The organism is Pontibacter sp. LHS1 (assembly GCF_058932855.1).
Genome location: NZ_JBZYWF010000010.1, coordinates 40,091 through 66,565 on the forward strand (window position 1 = coordinate 40,091; position 26,475 = coordinate 66,565).

Here is a 26,475-nt window from a genome sequence, read left to right on the forward strand (position 1 = left end):
AAAGATATAATGGTAGCCAGTAGCGGCCTTGTGCTGCTCTTTGCTGATACAAAATTCAGAATTCGCGTCCTGGTAAAAGATGACCAAAATCATTCTTCCAGGTGATTGTCATCAGTAATCCCCTAAAACACAAAAAGCAGGCACTCTTTCGAATGCCTGCCTCTCATGTAGGTTGGGTGTTGGGTTACTCTTTCTCGCCCTGCGCCTCTTTGGCATTAGGCGGGTTGCTGCCTTGCAGTGACAGGATGTAGCTACTTACTTCCAGCATCTGGTCTTTGGTTAGTTTACCTTGCCAAGGCACCATGCCTTTGCTTGGCACACCGAACTTCACCGTCTTGAAGATATCGTTCACATCCCCGCCATGCAGCCAGTATTCGTCTGTCAGGTTTGGACCTACTGTACCTTCACCAGCCTGGCCGTGGCAGGCCGCGCAATTCTGCAGGTAGATTGCCTTGCCAGACTCAAGCGCACCGGCATCTGTCAGCACTTGGAAGTTTGTAACTGCATTCGGGTCTTCCACATTCTGGGCGGCGATCAGGGCCGCCTGCTGCATTTCCATTTCATACTCCTCTGCCTGCAGCGCTCCTGTGCGGAATACGTGGTAGTGCAGCATGTAGCCTACTGCGAATACGATGGTCACATAGAACATGTACTTCCACCAAGGCGGCAAGTCGTTGTCGTACTCCTGTATGCCGTCGAAATCATGGTTGGAATGGATTTCATCCTTTGCCTTACCCGTCATCACGGTGGCATCACCGCTCAGCAGGGCGTATACTCGACCTGAGAAAGTAGCCTGGAATTCTTCATCCTTCAGCGAGTCGCCCATCATCGGTACGATCAGGCGGAAGAGCATGAACAGCACCACCACGATCAGCAGAATGATCAGACCAACCAAGCCGTAAATAAAGTGTACAATCGGTGGTAGATCCATGAAGGCGACATCCTGCACTGTAGCCGGTGTGTCAGCTTCAACAGTTGTTGTGGCTGTAGTCTCCTCTGCCTTAGCTGGTGCAGCGGCGCTCGCCTCTTTGATATAGGCGATCACGTGGTTGATGTCGTCGTCAGAGAGAGAACCTTCGAATGCTGGCATGGGCATCTTTTTAAATTTTTCGTAAACGGCCACGGCATCCGCATCACCTGACTGTATCAGCTCCTGGGAGTTACTGATGAACTTATGCAGCCATTCATCACCCCGGCGCTCGTGCACATCTTTCAGGGCTGGTCCTACTACATCGGCATCCATGCTGTGGCAGGCGGCGCAGTTGCCTTCAAATATTTTCTTGCCCTGCACTGCGTCCTGCGCGAATGCCGTAGCACCCGTCATCAGAACAAAGCCGGCCGCAAGAGCAAGTTGTCTCAGTTTATTCATGGGAGATTTCATTGTCTGTTCCCTCCTATTGTTTGGTCTTGATCCTCGTCAGCGCAGGCAAAGCTGCTCATGTTGCTCACATACTTCTTGTCCATCAGGGCCACATATACCAGCAGACCCAGGAAGAACAAAAAGAAGATAGTAAATGAAATGAGCGGGTATATTTCAATGCCATCTATGGCTTGTAACACGTTCTTGTACATTTTCTTAAAGTTTTTGACTGCTAGACTTTTTGACAAAGGACTTGAGAGTTACTCTTCTGTCCTTTGTCTTATAGTCTAATGTCAGGTTTACTATTCTTCTACTTCTTCAGCTTTTACCTTGATGTCGGTACCCAGACGTTGCAGGTAGGCGATCATGGCGACGATCTCGCTTTCAGGACGCACTTCCAGTCCTTCTTTGGCCAGGTCGGCGGTGATAGCATTGGCTTGCTTCATCAGCTCCTGATTCGCGTTGGCGATGTATTCGTCCTCGTAAGGAACGCCCAGCTGCTTCAACACCTTCAGTTTTGCCTCTGTCGTGGTCAGGTCCACATCCTGCTCAAACAGCCATGGGTAAGCCGGCATGATAGAGCCCGGAGACATGGAAGTCGGGTCGAGCATGTGGTGGTAGTGCCAGCTGTGCGGGTACTTACCGCCCACTCTGTGAAGATCCGGACCGGTACGCTTAGAGCCCCACAGGAAGTTGTGGTCGTACACGAACTCACCCGCTTTAGAGTACTCACCGTAGCGTTCTGTCTCCGATCTGAAAGGACGAACCATTTGCGTATGGCAGTTCACACAACCCTCTTTGATGTACAGGTCACGTCCCTGCAACTCGAGTGAGGTATAAGGCTTCACACTGGCAATGGTCGGCACGTTTGATTTGATCACGAAGGCAGGTATAAACTCTACCAGACCGCCGATCAGGATCGCTACCGTAGCCCAAACTGCCATTTGCATCGGACGCTTCTCGATCCAGCTGTGCCAGTGACCAGCGTTGTGGCTCACTTCTTTCACTACCGGAGGAGCGATGGCCGCCTCGTTTGCCTCTAAAGCACCAGACTTAGCCGTCTTGTACAGGTTGTAGATCATCAGGAACACACCGCTCAGGTATAGCACACCACCGATACCACGCAGATAATACATTGGGATGATCTGCAGCACAGTCTCCAGGAAGTTAGAATACTGCAAAGTACCTTCTGCTGTGAATTCTTTCCACATCAGACCTTGGGTGAAACCTGCCCAGTACATTGGGATGGCGTAGAACAGGATACCCAGTGTACCCAGCCAGAAGTGCGCGTTAGCCAGCTTCTTAGAGTGTAGTTGTGTTTTATACAGGCGTGGGAACAACCAGTACAGCATCGCGAATGTCAGGAAGCCGTTCCAGCCCAGGGCACCCACGTGCACGTGTGCTACGATCCAGTCCGTAAAGTGCGCGATGGCATTCACGTTCTTCAGCGACAGCATCGGGCCTTCAAAAGTAGCCATACCGTAAGCGGTGATCGCTACTACCATGAACTTGAGCACCGGCTCTTCACGCACCTTGTCCCAGGCGCCACGCAGCGTGAGCAGACCGTTGATCATACCACCCCAGCTTGGAGCGATCAGCATTACAGAGAACACGACACCCAGTGATTGTGCCCAGTCAGGCAGTGAGGTATACAGCAAGTGGTGCGGACCAGCCCAGATATAGATGAAGATCAGCGACCAGAAGTGTATAATAGAAAGTCTGTATGAATATACCGGACGGTTAGCAGCTTTAGGCAGGAAGTAGTACATCAGGCCCAGGAAGGGCGTTGTCAGGAAGAACGCAACCGCGTTGTGCCCATACCACCACTGTACCAGGGCATCCTGCACCCCGGCATAGCCAGAATAGCTTTTCCAGAACGTTACCGGCATTTCGTACGAGTTTACAATGTGCAGTACCGCTACGGTCAGGAAAGTGGCAATGTAGAACCAGATGGCTACGTACATGTGCTTCTCGCGACGCCTGGCAATGGTACCGAACATATTCCAGCCGAACACCACCCATACCAGTGTGATGGCGATGTCGATTGGCCACTCCAGCTCAGCATACTCTTTGGAAGTCGTGATACCCAGCGGAAGCGTGATCAAGGCGGCTACAATGATCAGCTGCCAGCCCCAGAAGTTCAGTTTACTCAGTTTATCGCTGTACATGCGCGACTTGCAGAGGCGCTGCAGCGAGTAGTACACACCCATGAAAATGGCATTTCCCACGAAGGCAAAGATCACCGCATTGGTGTGCAGTGGCCTGATACGGCCGAATGTTGTGTACTGGTTACCCATGTTCACATCGGGGTTGGCGAGCTGGAACGCGATCAGCGTACCGATAATCATACCGGCTACGCCCCAAAATACGGTAGCGATGCCAAAGTCGCGAACGATCTTGTTGTCGTAGAAAAAGGATTCGATCCCCCCTGAATCCTGACCTACCCGTTTCGGGCTCGGTTCTAAGACAGTTGCTACATTAGTTGACATGTGCGGTGTCCTCCATTGGTTAAGGTGTGTTGTGAAATACTGTTTGTTTGCTTGTTAATCATGTGCAAAATTGATAAATCGGCCCCTCCGAAAAGATGACCAATGTCATTCTTCGAGGTGATTGTCATCAGTAATCGAGGTGATTTATGACTGCTTCTGGCCCGGCTTTTCGGCTTTAGGCATGCCGTTGAAGTCGTTCTCGAATAGCATGCGAACGGCTGGGGTATAGTCGTCGTCGTACTGTCCCGAGCGAACGGCCCACAGGAAAGCGGCCAGGAAACCGGCTGCTACAAGCACACTGACAGCGATAAGAACAAATATGATATACATGGGATTTTGGATTTAGTGAGTTAGTGAATAAGCGATTGAGTGAGTTACTGAATGAGTGAATTGGTAAATGTGTGATTGTCAATACCTGCGAATATTATTCACTCATTCACCCAATCACTCATTCACTCAACTATCAAAGTCCCGCTTTTTTGGCGGCGTACTTTACGGAGAGTGTGGCGAAGGTCATCACGCTGAGCGTACTGATCGGCATCAGGATGGCTGAGACAATCGGTGTAAATAGTCCCATCACCGCCATGGTCAGACCAACCACGTTGTAAACCAGCGACACAGCGAAGGTCAACAGGATCAGTGTCATGGTCTTTTTAGAGAATTTCAGGAACAGGCTCAGTTTGTCAAATGACTCCGCATCCAGAATGGCGTCGCAAGACGGTGAGAAGTTGGTGACGCTATTGCTCAGGGCTATACCTGCATCACTTTGCTTTAAGGCACCGGCATCGTTGAGGCCGTCCCCCACCATCAGTACCTGGCGGTGATCCTGCTCCTTCAGTTTCTGGATGTACTCCAGCTTCTGAACCGGCGACTGATTAAAATTCAGTTCGGCTTCATCGCCGAGCAGCTCCCGCAGTCTTGCTTCTTCGTGGTCGTTGTCACCTGAGAGCACAGCGATCTTCTTGTCTTTCAGATCACCTAGCACTTTGCTCAGGCCGTCTCGGTACACGTTGAAGAAGGAATAGTAACCCAGCACCACACCGTCTATAGAAACATAAACCGTGGTCTTGAGTGTGTCTTTCTGTTTATCGGCAGGTATACCCAGGTAGGCGGCAGATCCTACACGCACCAGCATGCCGTTCACTTCGCCCACCAGTCCTTTTCCGGTAAACTCCTGGAAGCCAGCAACCGGTGCCGTGCTGCCTTTCATCGACTCGCTGATGCGTTGGCTGAGTGGGTGCGTGGAGTGACGCAGCACTGAAAGTATAGATTGTTCCTGTTCAGGTGAAAGTGTTTTGCCTGTGTAGGTTACCTCTGCTTCGCTCGGCTCTGTGAGCGTACCTGTTTTATCGAATACGACTGTATCGATTTTAGCCAGTCTCTCGACTACGCCGGTGTTTTTGAGGTAGAACTTGTTGCGTCCGAACACCCGCATGGTATGGCCGTGCACGAAAGGCGTAGCCAGAGACAGAGCACAGGGACAAGCGATAATCAGCACGGACGTAAACGCCTTCATCGCGATATCCATGTCACGCGGCACCCAGTAAACGAGTGCGCCGGCAGCCACCATCAAAGTCACGATAATGAAATACTTGCCCGCGATATTGGAATAGGTATGCAGGTACTGCTCTTCGTTCTTAGAGAACACAGTGTCGTTCCAGAGTTGGGTCAGATAACCCTGTGATACCTCCTTCACTACTTCCAACTCGATGCTCTCGCCTACCTGGCGTCCACCCGCGTAGATTACCTCACCGACCACCTTCTCCACCGGTTCAGACTCACCTGACACGAAGCTATAGTCAATCATGGCACGACCGTGCAGCAAAATGGCATCTGCAGGTATAAGCTCCTGATTGCGAATGCGGATACGGTCGCCTACCTGAAGGTTTCGTACAGCAGTAGAGCTTTCCTCGCCGTTCTCTTTCAGCACCGTGATGGATACCGGAAAATAAGAGGTATAGTCGCGGTCGAAAGACAACGTGTCATAGGTGCGCTGTTGGAAGTACTTACCGATCAGCATGAAAAATACCAGACCCGTGAACGAATCCAGGTAGCCTGGGCCGCGGCCGGTGAGGATGTCGAACAGGGAGACAAAGAAGAGCGCCAGCAGACCAGTGGAGATCGGCAGGTCGATGTTGACCATACGCTGCTTGATCCCCTCCCAGGCCGAAGTAAAGAATCCACGGGCACTGTAGAAGAACACAGGTATAGACAGCAGGATGCTCAGGTACCCGAAGAAGGAACCAAAATTGTGTTGCAGCCCCTGCGTAAAATCCAGGTAATCCGGGAAAGCCAGCAGCATCACGTTACCGAAAGCAAAACCGGCTATACCTAGCTTGTAGATGATGGTGCGGCTCTTTGTGGTCGTTTTCTTGCCGTCTGTGTCGGCCAGTGTAATGGCGGGCTCGTAGCCAATGCGGGTCAGCAGCTCCACTACCTCACGCAAAGATGTCTTTTCGTGGAAGTAAGTCAGGGCCACTTCCTTGCGCATGAAGTTCACCGTCGTCTCGGCTATACCTGGGTTAAGCTTAAACAGATTCTCCAGCAGCCAAATGCAGGAGCTGCAGTGCATCTGCGGAATATAGAAGGTCAGCTTACAGATCTTGTCGCTGCGGAAGTTAATCAGTTGCGCCTCCACACCCGGATCATCCAGATAGGCAAAACGGGCATCCGAAACCGGCTTTTTGCCAGTCAGGCCCGGGCTTTCCTCCAGGTTATAGTAGGTACAGAGATTGTTTTCTTCGAGAAGTTCATAAACGGCTTTACACCCATCGCAGCAGAAGGCTTTCTCGTGTGCTACAATGGGCTCGTCACCACAGGAATCCCCGCAGTGATAGCAGTTCTGAATATTGGTTTGGAGTGCGGCTTCCATCACAATTATCCTTTATTAATGTCTGACACAAAGGTAATTGGATGGTATAGCCTAAAAGATGATGCATGTCACTTTCTGAACTGATAATACTCAGTGCATAGCCCGGAAGGAAGGCCGAAATTTGTAACATCAAGAAAGACAAATACGGCAAGCGCAAGCGTACTGCAAGCCTATGAAGATATTGTTTTGTGATCAAAGTTTAGTGTTTAGTATAAGGTGATTTAAGCTTAGAGGAGAGACTGAGCTACAATAACGGCAGGCGTCATACGGCTGCCGTTTTTTATTGCCTGTACCTTATACCTTGCGCCAACCGGCTTAGTCGTACATGTGGCTGATCTTGTAGAGCTTGTCGTGATCCAGAATAGTGATGGAGCTGCCTTTAGCGGAGATGAGTCCTTCGTCTTTAAATTCAGAAAGCAAGCGGATGGTGGTTTCCTTAGCGGTACCGACAATGGAGGCCAGGTCTTCACGTGAGATGGAAATGGTGAACAGATCGCCTTCTTCACGCTCCTGGTAGGTTTTCTGAAGCAGCAGCAGGGCCTCTGCCAGCCGCTCCCGCACCGGCTTGTAGGCCATTTGTACCATACGCTCTTCTGCCTCACCCAGGGCATTGGAGATCAGCTTCATCAGTCCTCCCGCAAACTCCACGTTCTGGCTGATCAGCTCCAGGAACTGCGAGCGGGGTATAAAGCAGATGACGGCATCCTCGAGCGCAACTGCCGAGGCAGAATAGTTGGTGTCGGCCATCAGGGCACGGTAGCCGATCAAATCACCTGGTTTGGCCAGGCGCACGATCTGCTCTTTTCCGTCGCTACCCAGCTTGGCAATTTTGATCTTCCCGGAGTTGATGCAGTAAAGTCCTGACGGCTTGCCCCCCTCATGAAATATCAGCTGCCCTTTCTTGTATGCGAAACATGATTTTGTTTCAGAAAGGTGCGACAGCTCAGATGCTCTGCAGCAGCTCAGCAGGGAGTTTGCTCGGCTCGAACAGTTCAGACAGTCAGGGTTGGTGAATTTCATAAGCAATCAGGATGCTGCAAAAGTATGCATTCGCCTGTTATATCGTACGCCTTCCAACATGGTTTTTTTGCATTTCGTTCTAAGGCTATACCTGTAAGTGTTTAAAACTCAAAAAGAAAGCCCCTGCTCGTGTGCAGGGGCTTTACTTAATAAATAAACCAGGTGAACGGCTTACTACTTGATAATCAGCTTTCCTTTCATCAGTGGCGTTTCGCTGGGGTACGTGTTTACGAATTCATACACCCCGGTTTCATCAGGCGCTTTGAACTCCATTGTCACAGTTTGGCCGGGTAGTGCCAGTGGCGAAGCTGCCAGCAGCAAGGTGCTGTCGGGCAGGTAATTGCCGGATGCACCAGCCTCGCTCCCTCTCCGGGCAACCTGTGCTGAATAGCCTTCTTTCGTAAATACAATGTTGTAGATCATCTTAGGATCTTTTCCCTCGTTAGTAAAAGCCAGCCTGACATGCGATCCAGCCTTTACCTCGATTGTGTCCTGATCGAAGGTCATGCTTTCCAGTTCCTCGCCTCCTGTAGCCCGGATACTCACTTCCTCCACATCCTGTAGTGTGGTATCCTGCTCCTCTTCCTGTTGCATCAGAGGCTCTTCTGTTATTTTCTCCGGCCTGTCACCTGTCTCCTGCTGGCTGCCGCATGCGGAGGCAAACAGTAAAACAGAGAACATACCGATTACCCATACCTGTTTCATAAATGTGTGTTAAGATTGAGTGCTTATACCTGGAGTTTAGCTAAAGAGCTCCTGCTCCAGTCTCTTATCGTGTCCATATATGTCATCCCGGAAGTGGACATTTCCATCTTCATCGACCCAACTGGTGAAGTATACCAGGTATACCTGTACCTTTTTAGGTAAGGTGATCCAGGTCTCTTCTCCCCCATTGATCGTCTCCTGAATGCGGCTCTCGGTCCATTCTGGCATGTCTTTCAACACATACTTGGCAAGGTCCATGGGGCGCTGCAGACGTACGCAGCCATGGCTAAAGCCGCGCTGGGTCTGGCTGAACAGGGAGCCGGAAGGCGTATCGTGCAGGTATATGGCATGCTCGTTCGGGAACAGGAACTTCATGGTGCCCAGGGCGTTCTTCGGTCCCGGACGCTGGCGCACCATATAAGGGAAGGTCTTCTCAGTCACAGATGACCAGTCGATGGACGATGGGGAGATCTGCTTCGGATTGCGCTCCTTCGTTACGACTTCCATGTTCTGGCTCTCCAGGTAACCTGGGTTTCGGGCCACAGCCGGTGCAATCTCTTTTTCTACAATACTATTGGGAATATTCCAGTAGGGTGCAAGCACCACATACTCCATCTTATCGCTGAAGATAGGCGTGGAATTCAGCTCCTTGCCCACGATCACATTCATTTCCATCGATTTTTTGTAGGAACGCTCCGCCTCCGGACTGTTACTCGGATCTTCATATACATACAGCTTGTATTCCGGGATATTCACCCAAACGTACTTCTGATCCAAGCTCTTAGGTACCAGTCGCTTTGGTATCCAGCGCCAACGCTCCATGTTCATCATAATCTGCTGAATACGGTCTTCTACCGGCACATTCATCATGCGCAGCGTGTTGCCGCCTACCTTGCCGTCTTGTGCGAGACCGTGTAGTTCCTGAAACGCTTTGACCTGCGCCTCCAGTTTGTCATCAAACTTGCGCATAGCCGGGTCGTTAGCATTGATCTGTGCATTCGGGTCAAGGCGCTTACGGAGCGAAATGACGGCGGCTGCCGTATCCCCTTTCTCCAGTATTTTGCGGTTTCCCAGTTCTACCTTTGCCCAACCGCCTTTGGCTTCCAGGTCACGATATTGCTGCAGGGCGTCCCGAAGGTCAATATAACCTTTATGCAGTGCTTCAAATTCATAGTATGGGTAGGTGCTTTCACGCTCCTTCAGAATGGTCTGAAGCGCCTTGTGCAGTTTTATTTTGTTGTTGCGCACGCCCCACTGTACCTGCTTGACGTTGCTTGGATTGATGCGGCCCCGGTAAAAATCAGAAGCATAGTTGAAATAAGTACCGGTCAGGGCAATATCGATCTGCTGCTGCAACTCCAGACGGGCGGAGTCCTTGCGCCCCAATTCGTTGTAGCGGCTGATCATTTCATCTATGGCCACCACTTTGTATTCTTTGGGGTCAAGTCCCTCTTTCGAGGCATTGTCGATCGTTGTCAGCAACTTCTCTGACTCCGGTACCAGATCAGATCCTTTGAACCAGGCCAGCCGGTATTCACGGTCGCCGTAGAATTGGTAGATCAGGTCTTCATGTTCTTTGAACTGCTTTTGTTTGGAAATATAGTCTTTTATGTATAGACTGTCCGTTTCAGTGGCCGTCAGGGTATTGAGGCCCAGCATTTCTTTTACGCCGCCAGTGCCCTCTTCTTTGCTCTCTCCGCTCTGGTTGCAGGATGCAAAGCTGAACAGGCAGAGGATGACAAGGCCTATAGGTTTTATTTTTCTTAGGATGAAAGGGTTCATGTGTGTTGGTTTAATGGCCTACTGGGTTAGGTTGATAATCCGGTAGAATTATATCACCCTTTAAATTGTGCTATTTTCCAGTAGTGGTTGCCTTTTTGTCTTGGTTTTGCCTTATGTACTTCAAACCGGCATAAAATGTTCTATACAAGGCTGCATAGCATGCTGAAAGCAATCAGCCTATCTCCGCGGGACACAGCAGATTAACTTCACTTTCAGAAGCGAGCCTCTATAACATATTACGTACAGTAAGCGCCAGTCGATACGTTTGGACTCTGATACTTTACTGTTCATCACAAAAAATGTATCTTACCACACCATAACTAAAGTATACAATGACTCCATACCGTAAAATTTTACTTGGACTTGGATTGGCCGGCAGTCTGCAACTGGGCGCCTGCTCTACCCAAACGACCACGACAGATGAAACTATGACTGCAGCACAACAAGGCATGGCCCAAGCGCCAAACGATGTACACAGCTTCGCCAAGCCGGCAGAGGCTGTGGCCCGCCACCTGGACCTCGACATATCCGTGAACTTTGAACAGAAAGTGATTTCCGGCAAGGCTTCTTATCAGATCGAAAACCTGGCCAAAGGCAACGAGATTATTTTCGATACACGCGGACTGGAAATTGAGCAGGTATACCTGGGCAAAGAGCAGACGCCGACCACCTTCAGGCTCGGTGACGAAAAGCAGTTCCTCGGTCGTCCGCTGATCATTGCCATACAGCCTGAGACGGACTACGTGACGATACAGTATCGCACGACTGCCAATGCCGATGCGCTGCAGTGGCTAAATCCGCAGCAGACGGCAGGCAAGAAGCACCCGTTCCTGTTCACGCAGTCGCAGGCGATTCTGGCCCGCACCTGGATTCCGATTCAGGACAGCCCGGGCATACGCATCACCTACAGCGCCAAAGTGCAGGTGCCGAAGGAGCTGATGGCCGTGATGAGTGCAGAGAACCCGCAGCAGAAAAACAGCACCGGCAGCTATACCTTTGAAATGCGCCAGGCGATCCCTTCCTACCTCATGGCGCTTTCCGTGGGTGACATGGTGTTTAAACCGATCGGGCAGCAAACCGGAATTTATGCCGAGCCTGCTACCATTGATGCTGCCGTGTACGAGTTTGCAGAGATGGACAAGATGCTGGTGGCCGCTGAGAAGCTGTACGGAAAGTACCGCTGGGACCGCTACGACCTCTTGGTGCTGCCTCCTTCCTTTCCATTCGGAGGTATGGAAAATCCACGTCTGACTTTTGTAACTCCTACCGTACTGGCCAAAGACCGCTCTCTGACCAGCCTGATCGCGCATGAACTGGCGCACAGTTGGAGCGGCAATCTGGTAACCAACGGCACCTGGGATGATTTCTGGTTGAACGAAGGCTTCACGGTTTACTTTGAGCGCCGCATCATGGAGGAAATCTACGGAAAAGACTATGCCGACATGCTGAACGTGCTGGGCTACCAGGACCTGCAGCACACGCTGGACGAGCTGGGTCGCAACAGCGATGACACACGCCTGAAGCTGGACCTCGAAGGCCGCGATCCGGATGAAGGTCTGACAGATATCGCTTACGAAAAAGGCAATTTCTTTTTGCAGAACATCGAGCGTGTGGTTGGCCGGGAGCGCTTTGACCAGTTCCTGAACAAGTATTTCCAGACTTTTGCTTTCCAGAGCACAAACACCGACCTCTTCCTGGACTTTTTGCGCAAGGAGCTGATTCAGGGCGACGAGAAAATTGCGGAGCAGATCAATATCGAGGGCTGGGTATACACGCCAGGTCTTCCGGAAGATCACATAAATCCGACATCAAAGCGTTTTGCGCAGGTAGAAGAGTCGTTCAAGGCCTGGCAGGGCGGCAAACCGGCCGGCCAGCTGCAAACCAAGGACTGGTCAAGCCACGAATGGCTGCACTTTATCCGCTTGCTGCCAGAGCAGATGAGCCAGCAGCAATTAGCGGAGCTGGACAAGGCCTTTGGCTTTACCAACTCCGGCAACTCCGAAGTGCTGGCCGCCTGGTTCATCCATACGATCCGCAATGGCTACAAACCGGCTGATCAGGCGCTTGATAACTTCCTGACCAATGTAGGACGCCGCAAATTCCTGGTGCCGATCTACAGAGCGCTTGCCGCTACCCCGGAGGGTAAGAAAAAAGCGCAGGAAATCTACGTGCGGGCAAAGCCAAACTATCATGCTGTGTCTACCAACACACTGGATGCCATGCTGAAATAGGTATAGCCACCAGATAAAACAAAAGCCCCGCATAGCTGCGGGGCTTTTGTTTTGCAACAGGTATAAATGAAAAAAATCTGTCTCCTTCTGGCCAGCTTGGTTAGCATGGGGAAAGGACAGATTTTTTTCCTTATTTCGTTTGGAGCCTTACTTTGCTCCTTTGTGTTCTGCTTTTACGTTGATCTTGCTTTCAGCCAGATCAGTTAGTTTTAAGTCTGTGGCTTTCTCTTCCTCCAGTGTCGTGTGCAGCAGGTTCAAAATCTCTTTGTGACCCAACTGCTTGGCATAAGTACACAAAGTGCCGTAGCCGGCAATTTCGTAGTGCTCCACACGCTGTGCCGAAGCGATCAGGGCGGCGTCCATCACATCCGAGTCAGCGTTTTCAGACATCATGTCCTGCGCTTCCTTGATGATTCCTTCCATCGCCTTGCACTTCTCTCCGGAGGCTTTCATGCCCAGCATGTCGAAGACTTGCTCCAATCGCTCAATTTGTGTCTCTGTCTCACTGAGGTGCATCTCGAAGGCCTTTTTCAACTGTGAAGTAGAAGCCTGCTTGGCCATCAGTGGCAGCGCCTTGGTAATCTGCTTTTCAGCATTGTAGATATCCTTGAGTTCGTGGATGAATAAGTCATTCAGGTTGTTTAGTTTCATAGCTTGGAAAGGTTTAGCGTCGTAAATAATTATAAGCCTAAGCTTGTGTGATTACTATACGGCAGGATATGGCTGAGGTTTAAAAATATAATTTTAATTAGATAAAATATATATAGTAAGATCACATAACAAGGAGGTATATAACATTTGAGATATATGTATTGTCTAGGCTATACCTGTTTTTTTGAGCACAAATAGCAGAAACAAATAAATATGGCCTTAATACGTAATAAAGGCATGCTTGCCGTAACGATTTTCCAGAATATGGGTAATCTTAGGGGAGTGTGCTACCGTTGTAAGGCAGCATCCCTGTACAATAAGTATACAATTAGCATAAAAGAGAAGTACCCGTGGACAAACCAAAAGGAAAGCTGATAGCCATTGGCGGAAATGAAGACAAAGGCTCATACCCGAATCCCAAGCATAAAAAGAAATACTACCTTGATTTCTTTGAGCTGGGTATACTAAAGCGCTTTCTGAACGAGATACCTGCCCGCAACCCCACCATTGAGGTGATCACAACTGCCTCGCTTATACCTGAGGAAGTAGGCGAACGCTACGAAAGTGCCTTCGGGATACTGGGTTGCGAGAAAGTAAATATGATGCACATCCGGGAAGAAGAAGATGCCCTGCGGCCAGAGTACCTGGAGCGTATCCGCAAGGCCGACGGGGTTATGTTCAGCGGAGGCGACCAGTCCCGTCTCACCCGCATTTTTGGAGACACGGAGTTTTTACAGATCATACATGACCGGTACTGGCACGAGGACTTCATCGTGGCAGGTACCAGCGCAGGTGCCATGGCCATGTCAGAGATCATGATCAAGGGGGGCAGTTCGACGGAGGCCCTGCTGCGCGGCTCAGTGAAGATGGGCCGTGGCTTTGGCCTGATCGGTGGGGTGATCATCGACTCTCACTTTGTGATCCGGGGCCGCTTTGGTCGCCTGATGGAAGCCGTGGTCACTCATCCTAAAACAGTAGGCATCGGACTGGGTGAAGATACCGGCGTGCTGATTACAGACGGTCATATGATCGAAACCATAGGCTCTAACCTGGTCGTGATTGTGGATGGACATGGTGTGGAGTATACCAATATCAATGAAATAGAGCCTGGGCGTCCGGTAGCCATTGCCGGTATGATGATGCATGTGCTGGCCAAGGGCAATGTGTTCAACATAAACTCACGCGCCTTCTATAAAGACATGGAAGACGTAGAGAAGAACGAACTGGCTTCGGAGTCGCGGAGCTAGTTTTTGTAGATGGCCACCTTGCCTTCGCTGCCGCTGGTGCGGTAACCCCTGTACATTCCCTCCGAATTAAATGGAAGGGCTAGGTTCCCCCTGCTATCGACTGCGATCAGGCCACCCTCGCCCCCAAACTTAACCAGCTTGTTCATAACCACTTCATCACAGGCCTCCTGCAAGGTATAGCCCTTGTATTCCATCAGGCAGGAGACATCGTAGGCGACTACCGCCCTTATAAAGTACTCTCCATGCCCCGTGCAGGAAATGGCGCAGGTCTTATTGTTGGCATAGGTACCAGACCCAATCACAGGGCTGTCGCCGATGCGGTTATAGTTTTTATTGGTCATTCCACCCGTAGAGGTGGCCGCTGCCAGGTCGCCATTCTTATCGCGTGCCACGGCGCCTACTGTGCCGAACTTCCGCTCTTCGGTATGGTCGAGCATAAAGATGTCGGTATCGCGCACCTCACGCCACTGCTTGTAGCGATGCTGGTCATAAAAATACTCCTCGGGCTCAAATGCGATATCATACTTCCGGGCAAACTCCTCTGCCCCATAACCGCTCAGGAACACGTGATCAGAGTGCTCCAGGATCGCCCGTGTGAGACGCACCGGGTTTCGGATGCTGCGTATACCTGCCACAGCACCGGCCTCCAGCGTTTTGCCACACATGATAGCCGCATCCATCTCGTGCTTGCCTTCTTTTGTAAACACAGAGCCACGCCCGGCATTGAACAATGGCGAATCTTCCAGCAGCGCGACAGCCAGCTCTACGGCATCGAGGGCACTTCCCCCCTTTTCAAGGACGCCATAACTCTCTTTGAGTGCATGTGACAGGGCTCTTTTGTAGGCTTTCTCCAATTCGGGTGTCATAGAGGCGGGTGTTATGGTGCCGGCCCCTCCGTGTATGGCAATGGCTAGGTTTTGCATAGGTAACAGGTGCGTTATAGTAGGCTCCTACGCCTATAGGGGTCCGGCTGTTTTAGAAGGCTGGTAAATGGTCAAAAATTAGTAAAGCTGTCAATTTTTCAGTCCCGCCGAAACCAAAGATTTTGTATATTTGTCCTTAGGTCAATCTATTCATTATAAAGTTTATTTTATGTCGTTTGATATTCAAGGAAAGCTGTACGAAGTGTTTGAGGAACAGCAGGTAAGTGAAAAGTTCAGAAAGCGTGAGTTTGTACTGGAGATTCCGGACGGTTCGTTCACGCAGTACTGCAAGTTCCAACTGACGCAAGACAAGTGTAACCTGATCGACAATTACAAGCAGGGTGACGAAGTGAAAGTTACCTTCAACCTGACTGGTAAGCCATTCACAAAGAACGGCCAGACCATGTACTTCACTAACCTGCAGGCATGGCGTATCGAGGGTGCTGCCGCCACTGGTGGTTTTGGTGCTCCAGCTGGTGCTCCTGCTCAGGAATCAGCGGCTCCTTCTTTCTACAGCAGCGATGCAGACAACGATCTGCCTTTCTAATACATATTGCGTATAATGAGAGCGAGCCCCGACAGGCTCGCTTTTTTTATGCTCGTCCTGCACAGGATAATGCTGGCTTCCTAAAACAAAACCTACTGCCAGCGACTTTAATAGTATAACGAGGTATAGCCGCTATACCTGAACCCTTCTGACTATGGATGATTTACAGCGCCTGATCTGGCAGGGCGAAAACGATCAGGTAGATTTCAAGCAACGTGTCACGCAGCCTGACAAAATAGCCCGCACCCTGGTTTCCTTTGCCAACACCCGCGGTGGCACTATCCTGATCGGCGTGAAAGATAATGGCAAAGTGGTGGGTATAGACCCGGAGGAGGAAAAACATACACTCGAACTGGCTGCTGGTTTTTACTGCGACCCTCCTCTGCAACTAACATATGAAGAAGTGGAGCTGGATGGCCATACTATTTTGAAAGTAATAGTGCCGGAAAGTAAGGCGAAGCCGCATTTTGCGAAGGTGAAGGAGGATGACTGGCGCGGCTATGTGCGGGTAAAGGATACCAGTGTGCAGACCAGCAAAATGGTGGAGAAGTCCCTGCAGACGGATGAACCTACTTTTGAGCGCATCCCTCTAGACCGCCACGAGCTTGCCGTGTTAGATTATTTGGCGCTCAACCGCCGTGTCACGCTGCGGCAGTATATGAAGATTGCGAATCTTTCTGAAAGAAGGGCTTACCGGATGCTGGTGAAGTTAGTTATTCATGGGTATCTGCGGCTGCATGATAAGGAGAAGGAGGAGTATTATACTTTAAGTTAATCTTGTAAAGTTTTCGCCTTGCCGGCGATGCTCTTTTATATGGCGCGAGCGTCCACGCTCGTGACTGGTATAGAGGGGCCTCTGGCCCAGGTATAAGTATATTCAAGGTATATATAAAAGAACTGACTTTGTTTCATTGCATGGCTTGGCCAGCCGGGTAGCCTTTTCGCCTCTGCGGCGGGCACTCACTTTTTTCCTTGATGAAAAAATCGAGGGCCCCTACCCCCACTCGCTGAACGCTCAGACAGTGGGTAGTCAAAAGGTGCACTTGGCAAATGTGATTTGTTTTATTGCTTCAGGGGCAAGGATGTCTTTCAATACCTGCCAATGGTGTGTAATAGAAACTACATGTACCAGGCTTGTACCATTGTGATCACAATCGTGCACGAAAATCCTGTAAATCCAAGCATCCTGTAAATCCTGATTCAGACAATTCACCCTCCTGGCAGCACCCTACTCCCTAAAATCCCTACTCAACTCCAACTTCATTTCATTCCCTTTTTCATAATACTCGGTATGGGTGAGCTGTCCGGCGCGGTTGTATACCTGCCAGGTGCCGAACCAGTAATAGTGGATGACGCGCTCTGTTTCTACTACTCTAGCCATACCTTGTTTTTCCAGTTCGCCGTTGTCGTGAAACAGCTTGACTAAAAACTCTAAAGAGTTTGGCTTGTGATACTCGATCTTCCGAAGGCTGCCGTCGGGGTAGTAATAGCGCCACTTACCTCGCTCCTGCCCGTGCTTGAACCGTCCGTTGCGCAACAACGTGGTGTTGTCTGACAGGTATAGCTTCCAGCGGCCGTGGTGACGCCCCTCTTTGTCGAATCGGTTGATCTTGAAAGGCCAGATACCGTTTTTAGGCTTCGTCTGCGCTTGTACAGTCAGTGGCATGACAAAAAGCAGCACCAGAAGGAAGGTATAAATTGTTTTCATACGCCCAATCATATTTATAATACCGCATAAATGGAGCATTAGCTCTTCCTGAATCTTTAATCAAATATAAATAATTTTTCTAACATAACTAATCATTTAGTTATACATGTTTTTATTGTAAACAGTTATGTATCAGAAGACTAAAAAACAGGAAATTCTATTCCTGGTAACAAGGCATGTGCGTGACCTGAAAATGCTCCTTTCAAAGATAGACTAAGCGCTATGTTATTGCGTAAAAAGAGTATGTTCAGCCCTTTAGCCCTTCCCTTATGCCCAAACAGACGAAGACAACCCAGGACAACACCGAAAAAATTTCCCGCACGGCCAGCAAGGTAAAAGCCCCGGCTAACAAGAAACCATCTGATACAAAAGAGAAGAAAATTTTCGTACTCGACACCTCCGTCATTCTCTACGACCACAGCGCGGTTCAGAACTTCCAGGAGCATGATGTGGCTATACCCATCACGGTGCTCGAGGAGCTTGACAACTTCAAAAAAGGCAACGACATCAAGAACTTTGAGGCACGGGAGTTTATCCGCTTCGTTGACAAGCTCTCTTCAGAGCACATGCTGCAGGAGTGGATTCCGCTCAATGGCAAGACAAAAGGCAAGTTCAAGGTGATGATGAATGGCAGTGCCAAACTGGATGCCACCAAGATTTTTGGAGACAAAAACGACCACCACATCCTGAACTCAGCCCTGCACATGCAACAGGATTACCCGAAGAGCAAGGTGGTGCTCGTAACCAAAGACATCAACCTGCGCCTCAAGGCTCGCTCCCTTAATTTGACTGCGGAAGACTATGAAACCGGCAAAATTCAGGATGTGGCCGGCTTGTACACGGGCAGCGACACCCTTGAAGAGATCGATCCGGGTGTGATCAATGACTTGTATGAAAAAGGCAGTTCTGAGAGTGGCAAAGTGATCAAAGAGACACCCCCTGACAATCACTTTTATGTACTGAAAAGCTTTAAGAACTCGATCCTCTCCTATTACAATCCGGCTGAGGATCAGTTTGAGCGTGTAGACAAGCAGACTGCTTATGGCGTGAAGCCACGCAATGCCGAGCAGACTTTCGCCATGCATGCCCTGTTAAATCCGCGCATCAAGCTGGTGAGTATACAGGGTGTGGCAGGTACGGGCAAGACCCTGCTGGCCCTGGCCAGTGCCCTGGAGCAGCGTCGCGACTACAAGCAGATCTACCTGGCGCGGCCTATTGTGCCGCTCAGCAACAAAGACATTGGCTACCTGCCCGGCGATATCAAATCGAAGCTCAACCCCTACATGGAGCCGCTCTGGGACAACCTGAAGTATATCCAGAACCAGTACGCTGAGAACAGCAAAGAGTACCAGAAGATCAAGGATCTGGTGGAGCTGGAGAAGCTGGTGATCACACCGCTGGCCTACATCAGGGGGCGCAGCCTTTCGAATATCTACTTCATTGTGGACGAGGCGCAAAACCTGACACCGCATGAAGTGAAAACGATCATATCACGGGCAGGTGAGAACACCAAGATCGTGTTTACAGGCGATGTGTATCAGATCGACACACCTTACCTGGACTCACAGAGTAATGGTCTCTCCTACCTGATCGACCGGGCCCGTAACCACCCACTGTACGCGCATATTACGCTGCTGAAGGGGGAGCGGTCTGAGTTGGCGAACCTGGCAAACGAGCTGCTCTAGCTATACCTGAATAAAGGCAAAAGGCCGCTGCTATACCTAGCTGCGGCCTTTTCTGTTCGCTAACTGTGCTTTACTTTCTGCTTTTGCTATGGGGTCGAACAAAGCTTTAAGTGATAGCAGGCTTTGCTCTGCTTCCTGTTCGATTTTTAGTTTCCTGAAGAAGCCTCTATACTTATTGTAGGGGTCGTCTGCTACTCTTGTCCGCTGCTGCCATACGATCCGCGTACCATCTTCGAGCGGCTCAAGGCTGAAGATGCCGATGGTCTCAAACTCCTCTCCTTTCGTGAGTTGTTTGTAGTAAAGCTCGGATGGTGGTGTGCTGTCTGTAAAGTGTACTTTCACCATACCTACTTTGTCGCCGTTCCACTCCTGGTAAGCCCCTTTGCCGGTGAGGGGGCCACCATAAAGGCGAATCATGGTGGGGTCATAGGCTTTGTTCCAGGCATTCCACTTTTCCCATTCTGTTGGGTTGTTCAGGTATGGAAAGACCTGCTCTGGCCTGGCATTGACCACAATGGTACGTCTGACCTCGTAGGAGTCAGGAAGCAGAAAAGAACCGAAATAAACTGCGGCCGAAGCTACCAGCAACGACACCAGCACGATAAGTGGCGCTTTCATATACAATGCGACATGCCTGTAGGTGTATGGGATAATTTGATGCTAAAGGTACACCAATTTAAAGGAGAAAAAACAAGACTGACAAGCAAGTTGACAAGAATATTTTTTCTTCAGAAAGTTGCCCTGTTTTGCCTGTTGCCACTGTTTATACCAATTAGCTGCCTGATGCCGTATAAGTGCCAAACAAATGACATAAACATGATTCAGGATCTTATTAATAAAGGACTAAAACTATCGCAGCACACTATTTTCAAGGGTTTTATGGGAAAGGCCGGTGCACTGGTGTCGAAGCCGGTGAAGCTGGGCATGCTGCTCACCACGGCCTATGGCAAGCTGGTGGATGTGGAGAGCAATAAAAGCGGCTTTGATCAGGTGAAGGAAGTGATGCAGACATTCATCCGACTGGTGAAAGCCTACATCAACGGCTCATACCGGAAGGTTTCAAACAAGTCGCTGCTCGCAGGTGTGGCCGTGCTGCTATACCTCGTCACGCCACTCGACGTGATTCCCGACTTTATACCTGTGATCGGTTTCCTCGACGACATCAGCCTGATGGCCTGGTTCATCGATTCGTTTCAGAAAGAGATCACCAATTTCAAAACCTGGGAAAGCAACAGGAATTTTGAGCCGACGATGGGAACGCTTTAAAGTTTAAGAGTTTGGGAGTTGAGGATTTGAAAGCTGTAATGCTGTAGGGACAGGTCGCGACCTGTCCGAATCGTGCACAGGTATTTGAATAACCTGCATTGTCATCTCGGCATAATAGAAAGATCTGGGTTATTTCAGTGTATTCGTACTAATCCAGATTTCTCTGAGCTACGCTCGCCCCTACTACTCACGTCTCAGGCTTGTTCGAAATGACACTAAAATTCTCACGTAAAAGATATTGGGTCGCCACCTGTCCCTATCAGTTTCCCTCACGAACTCCCAACTCTCCAACTCCCAAACTCCTAAACTCATATTTCTTCCTTATCTTGGGGGTTCAAAACCAACTCTTATAAAAAACCATGATCAGTAAGCGCATTATAGCATTTTTTGCTGCAGCCTGTCTGAGTTTGGGTATAAGCACGGCCAAGCCTGATGAAGGCATGTGGCTGCCTATGCTCCTCAAGCAGCTCAACGAAGCAGAAATGCAGAAAAAGGGCATGAAGCTCTCTGCCGAAGACATTTACAGCATCAACCAGTCGAGCCTAAAAGATGCCATTGTATCGTTTGGTGGCTTTTGTACCGGGGAGATGATCTCTTCTGAGGGACTTCTGTTGACCAACCACCACTGCGGCTACGGCCAGATTCAGAGCCACAGCTCCGTAGAAAAAGACTACCTGACCGAAGGCTTCTGGGCCATGAACCGTGAGCAGGAGCTTCCGAACCCGGGTCTGTTTGCCACCTTTATCGTGCGTATGGAAGACGTGACGCAGCAGATTCTGGCTGGTATACCGGCCAACGTAACAGAGGCTGAACGCGAGAAAATGGTGCAACAAAATATTGCCAAGGTGCGCCAGCAGGCCATTGCCGGCACACACTACGATGCCATCATCCGTCCGTTCTTCTATGGCAACGAGTACTACATGTATGTGACCGAGACCTTCCGTGACATCCGCCTGGTAGGTGCTCCCCCATCGTCTATCGGTAAGTTTGGTGGCGACACCGACAACTGGATGTGGCCACGCCATACAGGCGACTTTGCCATCTTCCGCATTTACGCTGACGAAAATAACAATCCAGCCGAGTATTCTCCAAACAACAAGCCTTACAAGCCAAAGCACCACCTGCCTATTTCGCTGAGCGGTGTGCAGGAGAATGACTTCACGATGGTGTTTGGTTTCCCGGGTCGTACGAACGAGTACCTGACTTCCCATGCTATCGAGGAGATCTACGAAACTTCTAACCCGCACAAGATCAAGATCCGCGAAACGAAGCTGGCCGTGCTGGACAAAGACATGAAAGCCTCGGACGCCGTGCGTATACAGTATGCCGCCAAATATGCCAGCGTAGCCAATGCCTGGAAAAAATGGATTGGTGAGAACCGTGGTCTGCGCAAGGCCAACACCATTGCCCGCAAGCAGGAGCTCGAGAAGCAGTTCACGGCCTGGGCCAATGCTGATGCCAGCCGCAAGCAGACGTATGGCAACCTGATCGCAGAATTTGAAAAGAACTACAAGCAGCTGGAGGGCATCACGATCGCCCGCGACTACATCATGGAAGCTGCCTGGGGTGTGGAGCTGGTGCGCTATGCCAATGACTTCATTAAGCTGAACGAGCTGATCGAAGCCAAGGCGCCGCAGCAGGAGATCAATGCGCAGCTCGACCGTCTGGAGAAAGGTGCAGCGGGCTACTTTAAGAACTACAACGCCCCTACCGACAAGAAGGTATTTGCCGCTCTGCTGAGTATGTACTACGAGAATCTGGATCAGAAACTGCATCCTTCTGCCTTTGCGGTGGTACGCCAGAAGTATAAAGGAGACTTCAGCAAATATGCCGATGAGGTATACAGTAAGTCGCTCTTCACTTCAGAAGCTGGTGTTCGCAAAGCGATTGCTGATATCAGAGCGGGCAAAGCCAATCCGTTGAAGAACGATCCGGGCTTCCAACTGGCCAGCAGCATCAATGACTATTACCGTACCAACGTGCTGCCGACCTACACCAAGGTAAACGACAACCTGAACCTACTTTACAGAACTTATATGACCGGCTTGCGAGCCATGCAGCAGGACCGAAAGTTCTACCCGGACGCCAACTCTACACTGCGGGTAGCCTATGGCAAAGTAGAGCCTTACGAGCCAGTGGACGGCGTGAAGTATAAGTACTTCACTACCCTGGAAGGTATCATCGAAAAAGCGGCCTCCGGTGCAGCTGAAGACTACGCTATACCTGCACGACTGCAGGAACTGTACGACAAGAAAGACTACGGCCCTTATGGTGTAAACGGCCAACTGCCGGTTGCCTTTATCGCCTCTAACCACACAACAGGTGGTAACTCCGGCTCGCCGGTGATTAATGCCAACGGACAGCTGATCGGCACGAACTTCGACCGCAACTGGGAAGGCACTATGAGCGACCTGACCTACAACCCGGACCAGGTACGCAACATATCGGTGGATGTACGCTACATGCTGTTTATTGTAGACAAATTTGCCGGTGCCGGTCACCTGGTGAAGGAGATGACGCTGGTAAACGACAACACATCCGGTTTGCCACAGGTAGATGCCCGTCGCAAAACGGAAACACCGGCAGAGGCTCCGCAACTCTCTAAAAGGGAGCAGCGCAAAGCCGAGAAAGCTGCTAGAAAAGCAGCTAGAAAGAAAGAAAAAGAAGCTGCTGAGGTAGTGAACTAAGCAAGCACTCTCTCCTTTTTCAAAGCCCCGTCTGGTTAATCAGGCGGGGCTTTTTATTTGGCTATACCTGAGTGTAGGTTGAACTATACCTTGCTTTGCTCCATGTAAGGCTACCAGTTCATGACCAGCACCTTCTCGTCCTCGAGCAGCAGGTAGCCATAGTCGTAGCAGAAGTGGTAGGTGTTGTCCTGGCGGGTGCCGTAAAGTTGGGTGAAGTGGCGGAAGTCGAAGCCAGCCAGTTGGAGCACGAGGGCAGGACGCTCATTCAGCTCTCCTTCCAGTACAGCAAGGATATATACATCTGTCTGTAGAATTAGTGTATATTAGCTGAAGAAAATATTAGACGATGCAAGAGGTGATAGACGGTCGTAAAGGATGGATAAAGATGCCAAAAAAGGCGAATTCCCCCTTCGCACATAGTACCAATAACCGTATGTTCACGCTTTCGAGGTAGTTACCAACAATTCCCTTCCTTGTAACCCGACAAATGTTCCCAGAAAACTAACACCCTTTGACAATCCTACCGATAAGCTTCTCCGCGGCAAACGCTTACTGAGATAAATTAAGTGCCGCAGTCTCATTTGGGTGCCAAATATTTCGGACACTTAACTGTATCAAATTGATACAGTTAAGTGTCCGAAATCGAACAAGATTTGATAAAAAGTTACCTGAAATTTAAACAAACAGTTATGCAAAATAATGAAGATCAAGCAGTTGTATTTTGGCACTAACTTTGGCAATGGAGTTTACAGGGATCCCCCTTCAGTAATTGGCCTATTTTTCATTAAAAATCAAGACTTTAAGTCATGATAAAGAACAATCTAAAAATCGCGATACGGATACTCTGGAAAAACAAACTTTTTTCATTAGTCAATGTACTGAGCTTGTCACTGAGTATGGCGGTTGGTGTTGTTCTTTTTACAGGCCTGAAAGCCACTTACGATACAGACCATTTCCATCCAGAATTAAATCAGATAGTTCGGATACTCACGCAAGAAACAAATGAAGTGGAACAAACCAAATGGGCAACAGCTCCTTTGCCGTTGGCGCCTCAATTGGAAAGTACCTCCTTTGTTGAAAAAACGGTGAAAGTGCGTCTGGCAGGAAAACATAACTTGCAAACCGACGGAGGTGATGTGCCTATTGACATAAAATTTTCAGAGCCCTCTTTTTTTGATGTTTTTGGCTTTAAACTGCTGTCAGGCAATGCACAAAGCCTTGCCAATAATCCCACTTCCCTTTTTTTAACTGAAAAAACAGCAGAAAAGATATTTGGCAACGCCAATGCTTTAGGGCAAACTGTTCAATTTGAAAAGTTAGGTTCTTATACTGTTGGAGGAATTATCCAAGACCCACCTTTAGAAACACATCTACCCATTGAGGCAATGCTTTCTATCAATGCTGTCGAAATGCTTGAAAAAAAAGGAGCCATCACTACTAGTTCACAAAATTGGGGAGACTTCAAGAGTTCAGCAATTTACGCACGTTTAAAATCAGAAGATAATTTACCACAGCTCAATACAGCGCTCCAAAACTATAGTCGGCAATTGGATAAGAGCCATCTTCAATTTCTGGCACAACCCATAGAGGCTATTACTCCTCGAAACATTGACATTAAGAATGACTCCAATGCGGGCACCGATTGGACGGGCATAAAAATACAGCTGTTTTTAATTCTAGCCTTAACTCTTTTATCTGCTTTCAACTACATCAGTTTGACATTGGCGCGTGCCTTCTCTCGAGCGCGGGAAGTAGGAATTCGCAAAACGCTAGGCGCCACAAGAGGACAAATTATCGGTCAGTTCTTAATGGAATCTACCCTTGTTGCCCTGTTTGCTTTGTTGTTTACAATGCCGTGCGTTGAAATTTTAACGCACTATATACCCGAAATGGATACGGCGTTTTCCTATGACACAACCTTAATTTTAGGCTTGTTGACCTACGCAGTTATCACAGGCTTAGTCGCTGGGGCACTTCCGTCATGGCTGTTGTCAGCGTTTCAGCCTATACAGGTTTTGCGTAAAATGAAGAATGTTAAGTTGTTCCGGAGTATTGCTGTTTACAAAGCTTTGATTGTCGTACAATTTTCAGTGACCATTATGCTGATGATAGTGGTTGTCATAGTAGCCGATTATGAAATAAAAAATCATGCAATCATAAACTCAACCGTGTCGCCTAATGTCCTGACACTTGATTTGAAAGGTGAAAAATATGGAAACCTGCAAAACGAAATAAGCCAGTTAAGCCAGGTAGAAACGACTTTGGCGACAAACTGGTACTATAAGCCGATGAAAAAGGGCAAATCTTCTGTAACATTAAATGATAAAATTTTGGAAATGTATTACGTAAGTATTGACCCAAAAACAATTGAAACAGAAGGCATCAGCTTAAAATCGGGACAAAATTTCCCTAAAGATATACCCCAAAATACTGAGCAGTATGTGTTGGTGAATGAAGCTGCGGCAAAATTACTGGAACCTAAATCGGAGACTTTAGTAGGGCAAACGCTCTTACTGGACTCTGCCTATGTACAAGTCATTGGCATCATGCCCAATGAAATTATTGGCGAAACAGCTCCTCTACTATATAGGTATTTGCCAAATGAAATAGCCACCTTGACCATAAAGATAAATCCAAATACAGAATTGGAAGCAACAAAAGCTATTCAATCCATATGGGAAAACCATTTTCCTGAAAAAACAGCAAATCTTCAGAATTTAAAAGATGGTTATCTAAGAATTGGAGATAGATTAGGTTCTATTGGAGGCTTAGCCCTTATTGTCATGATAATCGCTGGCTTGGGCATTTTAGGCATAGCCAGTTACTCCGTAGAAACACGCACTAAAGAATTGGGTATAAGAAAAGTATTGGGCGCAAGCAACAAAGAACTGGTGTGGGCAGTTACCCGTAATTTTGGCATTCTTATCCTGATTTCCGGACTTATTGGTGTTCCGGCAGGCTTGTTTGGCGGAGATTTAATTAGACAAGATTTAGGCAGTAGACTTGTTGATTTAAGTTTTACAAATGTGAGCATAGGTTTTGGTTTGGTTGCCATTGTCGGGCTACTGACTGTCCTATCCCAAACCATTCGAGCAGCGCATGTTGAACCTGTAAATGTTTTAAAAGCAGAGTAAAACATTCATTGGCAGGTTATGACGAATCCGCTCCTCTCTTACCTTACCGACCCCACCCTCTTTATGAAAACAACCTCTACCCTACTTTCTGCGCCCCACCAGAAGGTGTCTGACCCCTATGGTATGGCTCCTGATTGATATAGGGCAATAAGTCTACCAGTATTGTGA

At 49.1% G+C, this 26,475-nt stretch carries 21 protein-coding genes; 8 read left to right on the forward strand and 13 right to left on the reverse strand.

The window, feature by feature from the left end; genetic code table 11:
- Positions 1-184: 184 nt before the first annotated feature.
- The 8 genes from AC5FXQ_RS17095 to AC5FXQ_RS17130 form a co-directional block, all read right to left on the reverse strand.
- Positions 185-1,369 (reverse strand): c-type cytochrome, encoded by a 1,185-nt coding sequence (locus tag AC5FXQ_RS17095; protein ID WP_493603632.1) that lies wholly within the window; start codon positions 1,367-1,369, stop codon positions 185-187.
- An 8-nt stretch (positions 1,370-1,377) separates the two neighbouring features.
- Entirely contained in the window at positions 1,378-1,572 is a 195-nt protein-coding gene (locus AC5FXQ_RS17100; protein WP_493595743.1) for a hypothetical protein, read from the reverse strand.
- A gap of 90 nt (positions 1,573-1,662) precedes the next feature.
- A complete protein-coding gene (gene ccoN / locus AC5FXQ_RS17105; RefSeq protein ID WP_493603633.1) occupies positions 1,663-3,849 on the reverse strand; it encodes a cytochrome-c oxidase, cbb3-type subunit I in 2,187 nt (728 codons plus the stop codon).
- 144 nt (positions 3,850-3,993) lie between these two features.
- Positions 3,994-4,179, reverse strand: a complete 186-nt coding sequence (gene ccoS / locus AC5FXQ_RS17110; RefSeq protein WP_493603634.1) for a cbb3-type cytochrome oxidase assembly protein CcoS — start codon at positions 4,177-4,179, stop codon at positions 3,994-3,996.
- A 133-nt stretch (positions 4,180-4,312) separates the two neighbouring features.
- Positions 4,313-6,721, reverse strand: coding sequence for a heavy metal translocating P-type ATPase (locus tag AC5FXQ_RS17115; RefSeq protein ID WP_493603635.1), 2,409 nt, complete (start codon positions 6,719-6,721; stop codon positions 4,313-4,315).
- Between the two features lie 315 nt (positions 6,722-7,036).
- Complete coding sequence (locus AC5FXQ_RS17120; RefSeq protein WP_493603636.1) at positions 7,037-7,741, reverse strand: Crp/Fnr family transcriptional regulator; 705 nt, start codon at positions 7,739-7,741, stop codon at positions 7,037-7,039.
- Positions 7,742-7,915: 174 nt separating this feature from the next.
- Positions 7,916-8,446 (reverse strand): plastocyanin/azurin family copper-binding protein, encoded by a 531-nt coding sequence (locus AC5FXQ_RS17125; protein WP_493603637.1) that lies wholly within the window; start codon positions 8,444-8,446, stop codon positions 7,916-7,918.
- A 36-nt stretch (positions 8,447-8,482) separates the two neighbouring features.
- A complete protein-coding gene (locus AC5FXQ_RS17130) occupies positions 8,483-10,228 on the reverse strand; it encodes a L,D-transpeptidase family protein (RefSeq protein WP_493603638.1) in 1,746 nt (581 codons plus the stop codon).
- A gap of 332 nt (positions 10,229-10,560) precedes the next feature.
- Between AC5FXQ_RS17130 and AC5FXQ_RS17135 the strand changes: the two genes are divergently transcribed.
- A complete protein-coding gene (locus AC5FXQ_RS17135) occupies positions 10,561-12,459 on the forward strand; it encodes a M1 family metallopeptidase (protein ID WP_493603639.1) in 1,899 nt (632 codons plus the stop codon).
- Between the two features lie 147 nt (positions 12,460-12,606).
- Here the strand turns inward: AC5FXQ_RS17135 and AC5FXQ_RS17140 are convergent, their stop codons facing one another.
- A complete protein-coding gene (locus AC5FXQ_RS17140) occupies positions 12,607-13,110 on the reverse strand; it encodes a YciE/YciF ferroxidase family protein (RefSeq protein WP_493603640.1) in 504 nt (167 codons plus the stop codon).
- Positions 13,111-13,460: 350 nt separating this feature from the next.
- Between AC5FXQ_RS17140 and AC5FXQ_RS17145 the strand changes: the two genes are divergently transcribed.
- Positions 13,461-14,357, forward strand: a complete 897-nt coding sequence (locus AC5FXQ_RS17145) for a cyanophycinase (protein WP_493603641.1) — start codon at positions 13,461-13,463, stop codon at positions 14,355-14,357.
- On the opposite strand, the gene AC5FXQ_RS17150 is transcribed toward AC5FXQ_RS17145, so the two are convergent.
- Positions 14,354-15,280 carry an isoaspartyl peptidase/L-asparaginase family protein gene (locus tag AC5FXQ_RS17150; protein WP_493603642.1) on the reverse strand — a complete coding sequence of 309 codons (927 nt, stop codon included), beginning with the start codon at positions 15,278-15,280 and terminating at the stop codon, positions 14,354-14,356. The genes AC5FXQ_RS17145 and AC5FXQ_RS17150 overlap by 4 nt on opposite strands.
- A gap of 169 nt (positions 15,281-15,449) precedes the next feature.
- On the opposite strand from AC5FXQ_RS17150, the gene AC5FXQ_RS17155 reads away from it, so the two are divergent.
- Both AC5FXQ_RS17155 and AC5FXQ_RS17160 read left to right on the forward strand, forming a co-directional pair.
- Positions 15,450-15,827: a DUF3127 domain-containing protein gene (locus AC5FXQ_RS17155; protein WP_493603643.1), complete on the forward strand. Its 378-nt coding sequence runs from the start codon at positions 15,450-15,452 to the stop codon at positions 15,825-15,827.
- 154 nt (positions 15,828-15,981) lie between these two features.
- Positions 15,982-16,602 (forward strand): AlbA family DNA-binding domain-containing protein, encoded by a 621-nt coding sequence (locus AC5FXQ_RS17160; RefSeq protein WP_493603644.1) that lies wholly within the window; start codon positions 15,982-15,984, stop codon positions 16,600-16,602.
- A gap of 453 nt (positions 16,603-17,055) precedes the next feature.
- Here AC5FXQ_RS17160 and AC5FXQ_RS17165 read toward each other — a convergent pair whose 3' ends face one another.
- Positions 17,056-17,535, reverse strand: coding sequence for a toxin-antitoxin system YwqK family antitoxin (locus AC5FXQ_RS17165; RefSeq protein WP_493603645.1), 480 nt, complete (start codon positions 17,533-17,535; stop codon positions 17,056-17,058).
- A 269-nt stretch (positions 17,536-17,804) separates the two neighbouring features.
- Here AC5FXQ_RS17165 and AC5FXQ_RS17170 point away from each other — a divergent pair, with 269 nt between their 5' ends.
- A complete protein-coding gene (locus tag AC5FXQ_RS17170) occupies positions 17,805-19,220 on the forward strand; it encodes a PhoH family protein (RefSeq protein WP_493603646.1) in 1,416 nt (471 codons plus the stop codon).
- Positions 19,221-19,256: 36 nt separating this feature from the next.
- Here AC5FXQ_RS17170 and AC5FXQ_RS17175 read toward each other — a convergent pair whose 3' ends face one another.
- Positions 19,257-19,838 (reverse strand): SRPBCC family protein, encoded by a 582-nt coding sequence (locus tag AC5FXQ_RS17175; protein ID WP_493603647.1) that lies wholly within the window; start codon positions 19,836-19,838, stop codon positions 19,257-19,259.
- Positions 19,839-20,036: 198 nt separating this feature from the next.
- Here AC5FXQ_RS17175 and AC5FXQ_RS17180 point away from each other — a divergent pair, with 198 nt between their 5' ends.
- Together AC5FXQ_RS17180 and AC5FXQ_RS17185 are read left to right on the forward strand one after the other, a co-directional pair.
- Positions 20,037-20,486 (forward strand): YkvA family protein, encoded by a 450-nt coding sequence (locus tag AC5FXQ_RS17180; protein WP_493603648.1) that lies wholly within the window; start codon positions 20,037-20,039, stop codon positions 20,484-20,486.
- A gap of 359 nt (positions 20,487-20,845) precedes the next feature.
- Positions 20,846-23,173: a S46 family peptidase gene (locus tag AC5FXQ_RS17185; RefSeq protein ID WP_493603649.1), complete on the forward strand. Its 2,328-nt coding sequence runs from the start codon at positions 20,846-20,848 to the stop codon at positions 23,171-23,173.
- 110 nt (positions 23,174-23,283) lie between these two features.
- Here AC5FXQ_RS17185 and AC5FXQ_RS17190 read toward each other — a convergent pair whose 3' ends face one another.
- The gene (locus tag AC5FXQ_RS17190; protein WP_493603650.1) at positions 23,284-23,421 is read right to left on the reverse strand and encodes a hypothetical protein; all 138 of its coding nucleotides are present in this window, start codon (positions 23,419-23,421) and stop codon (positions 23,284-23,286) included.
- Between the two features lie 558 nt (positions 23,422-23,979).
- On the opposite strand from AC5FXQ_RS17190, the gene AC5FXQ_RS17195 reads away from it, so the two are divergent.
- Positions 23,980-26,307: an ABC transporter permease gene (locus tag AC5FXQ_RS17195; RefSeq protein WP_493603651.1), complete on the forward strand. Its 2,328-nt coding sequence runs from the start codon at positions 23,980-23,982 to the stop codon at positions 26,305-26,307.
- Positions 26,308-26,475 lie beyond the last annotated feature (168 nt).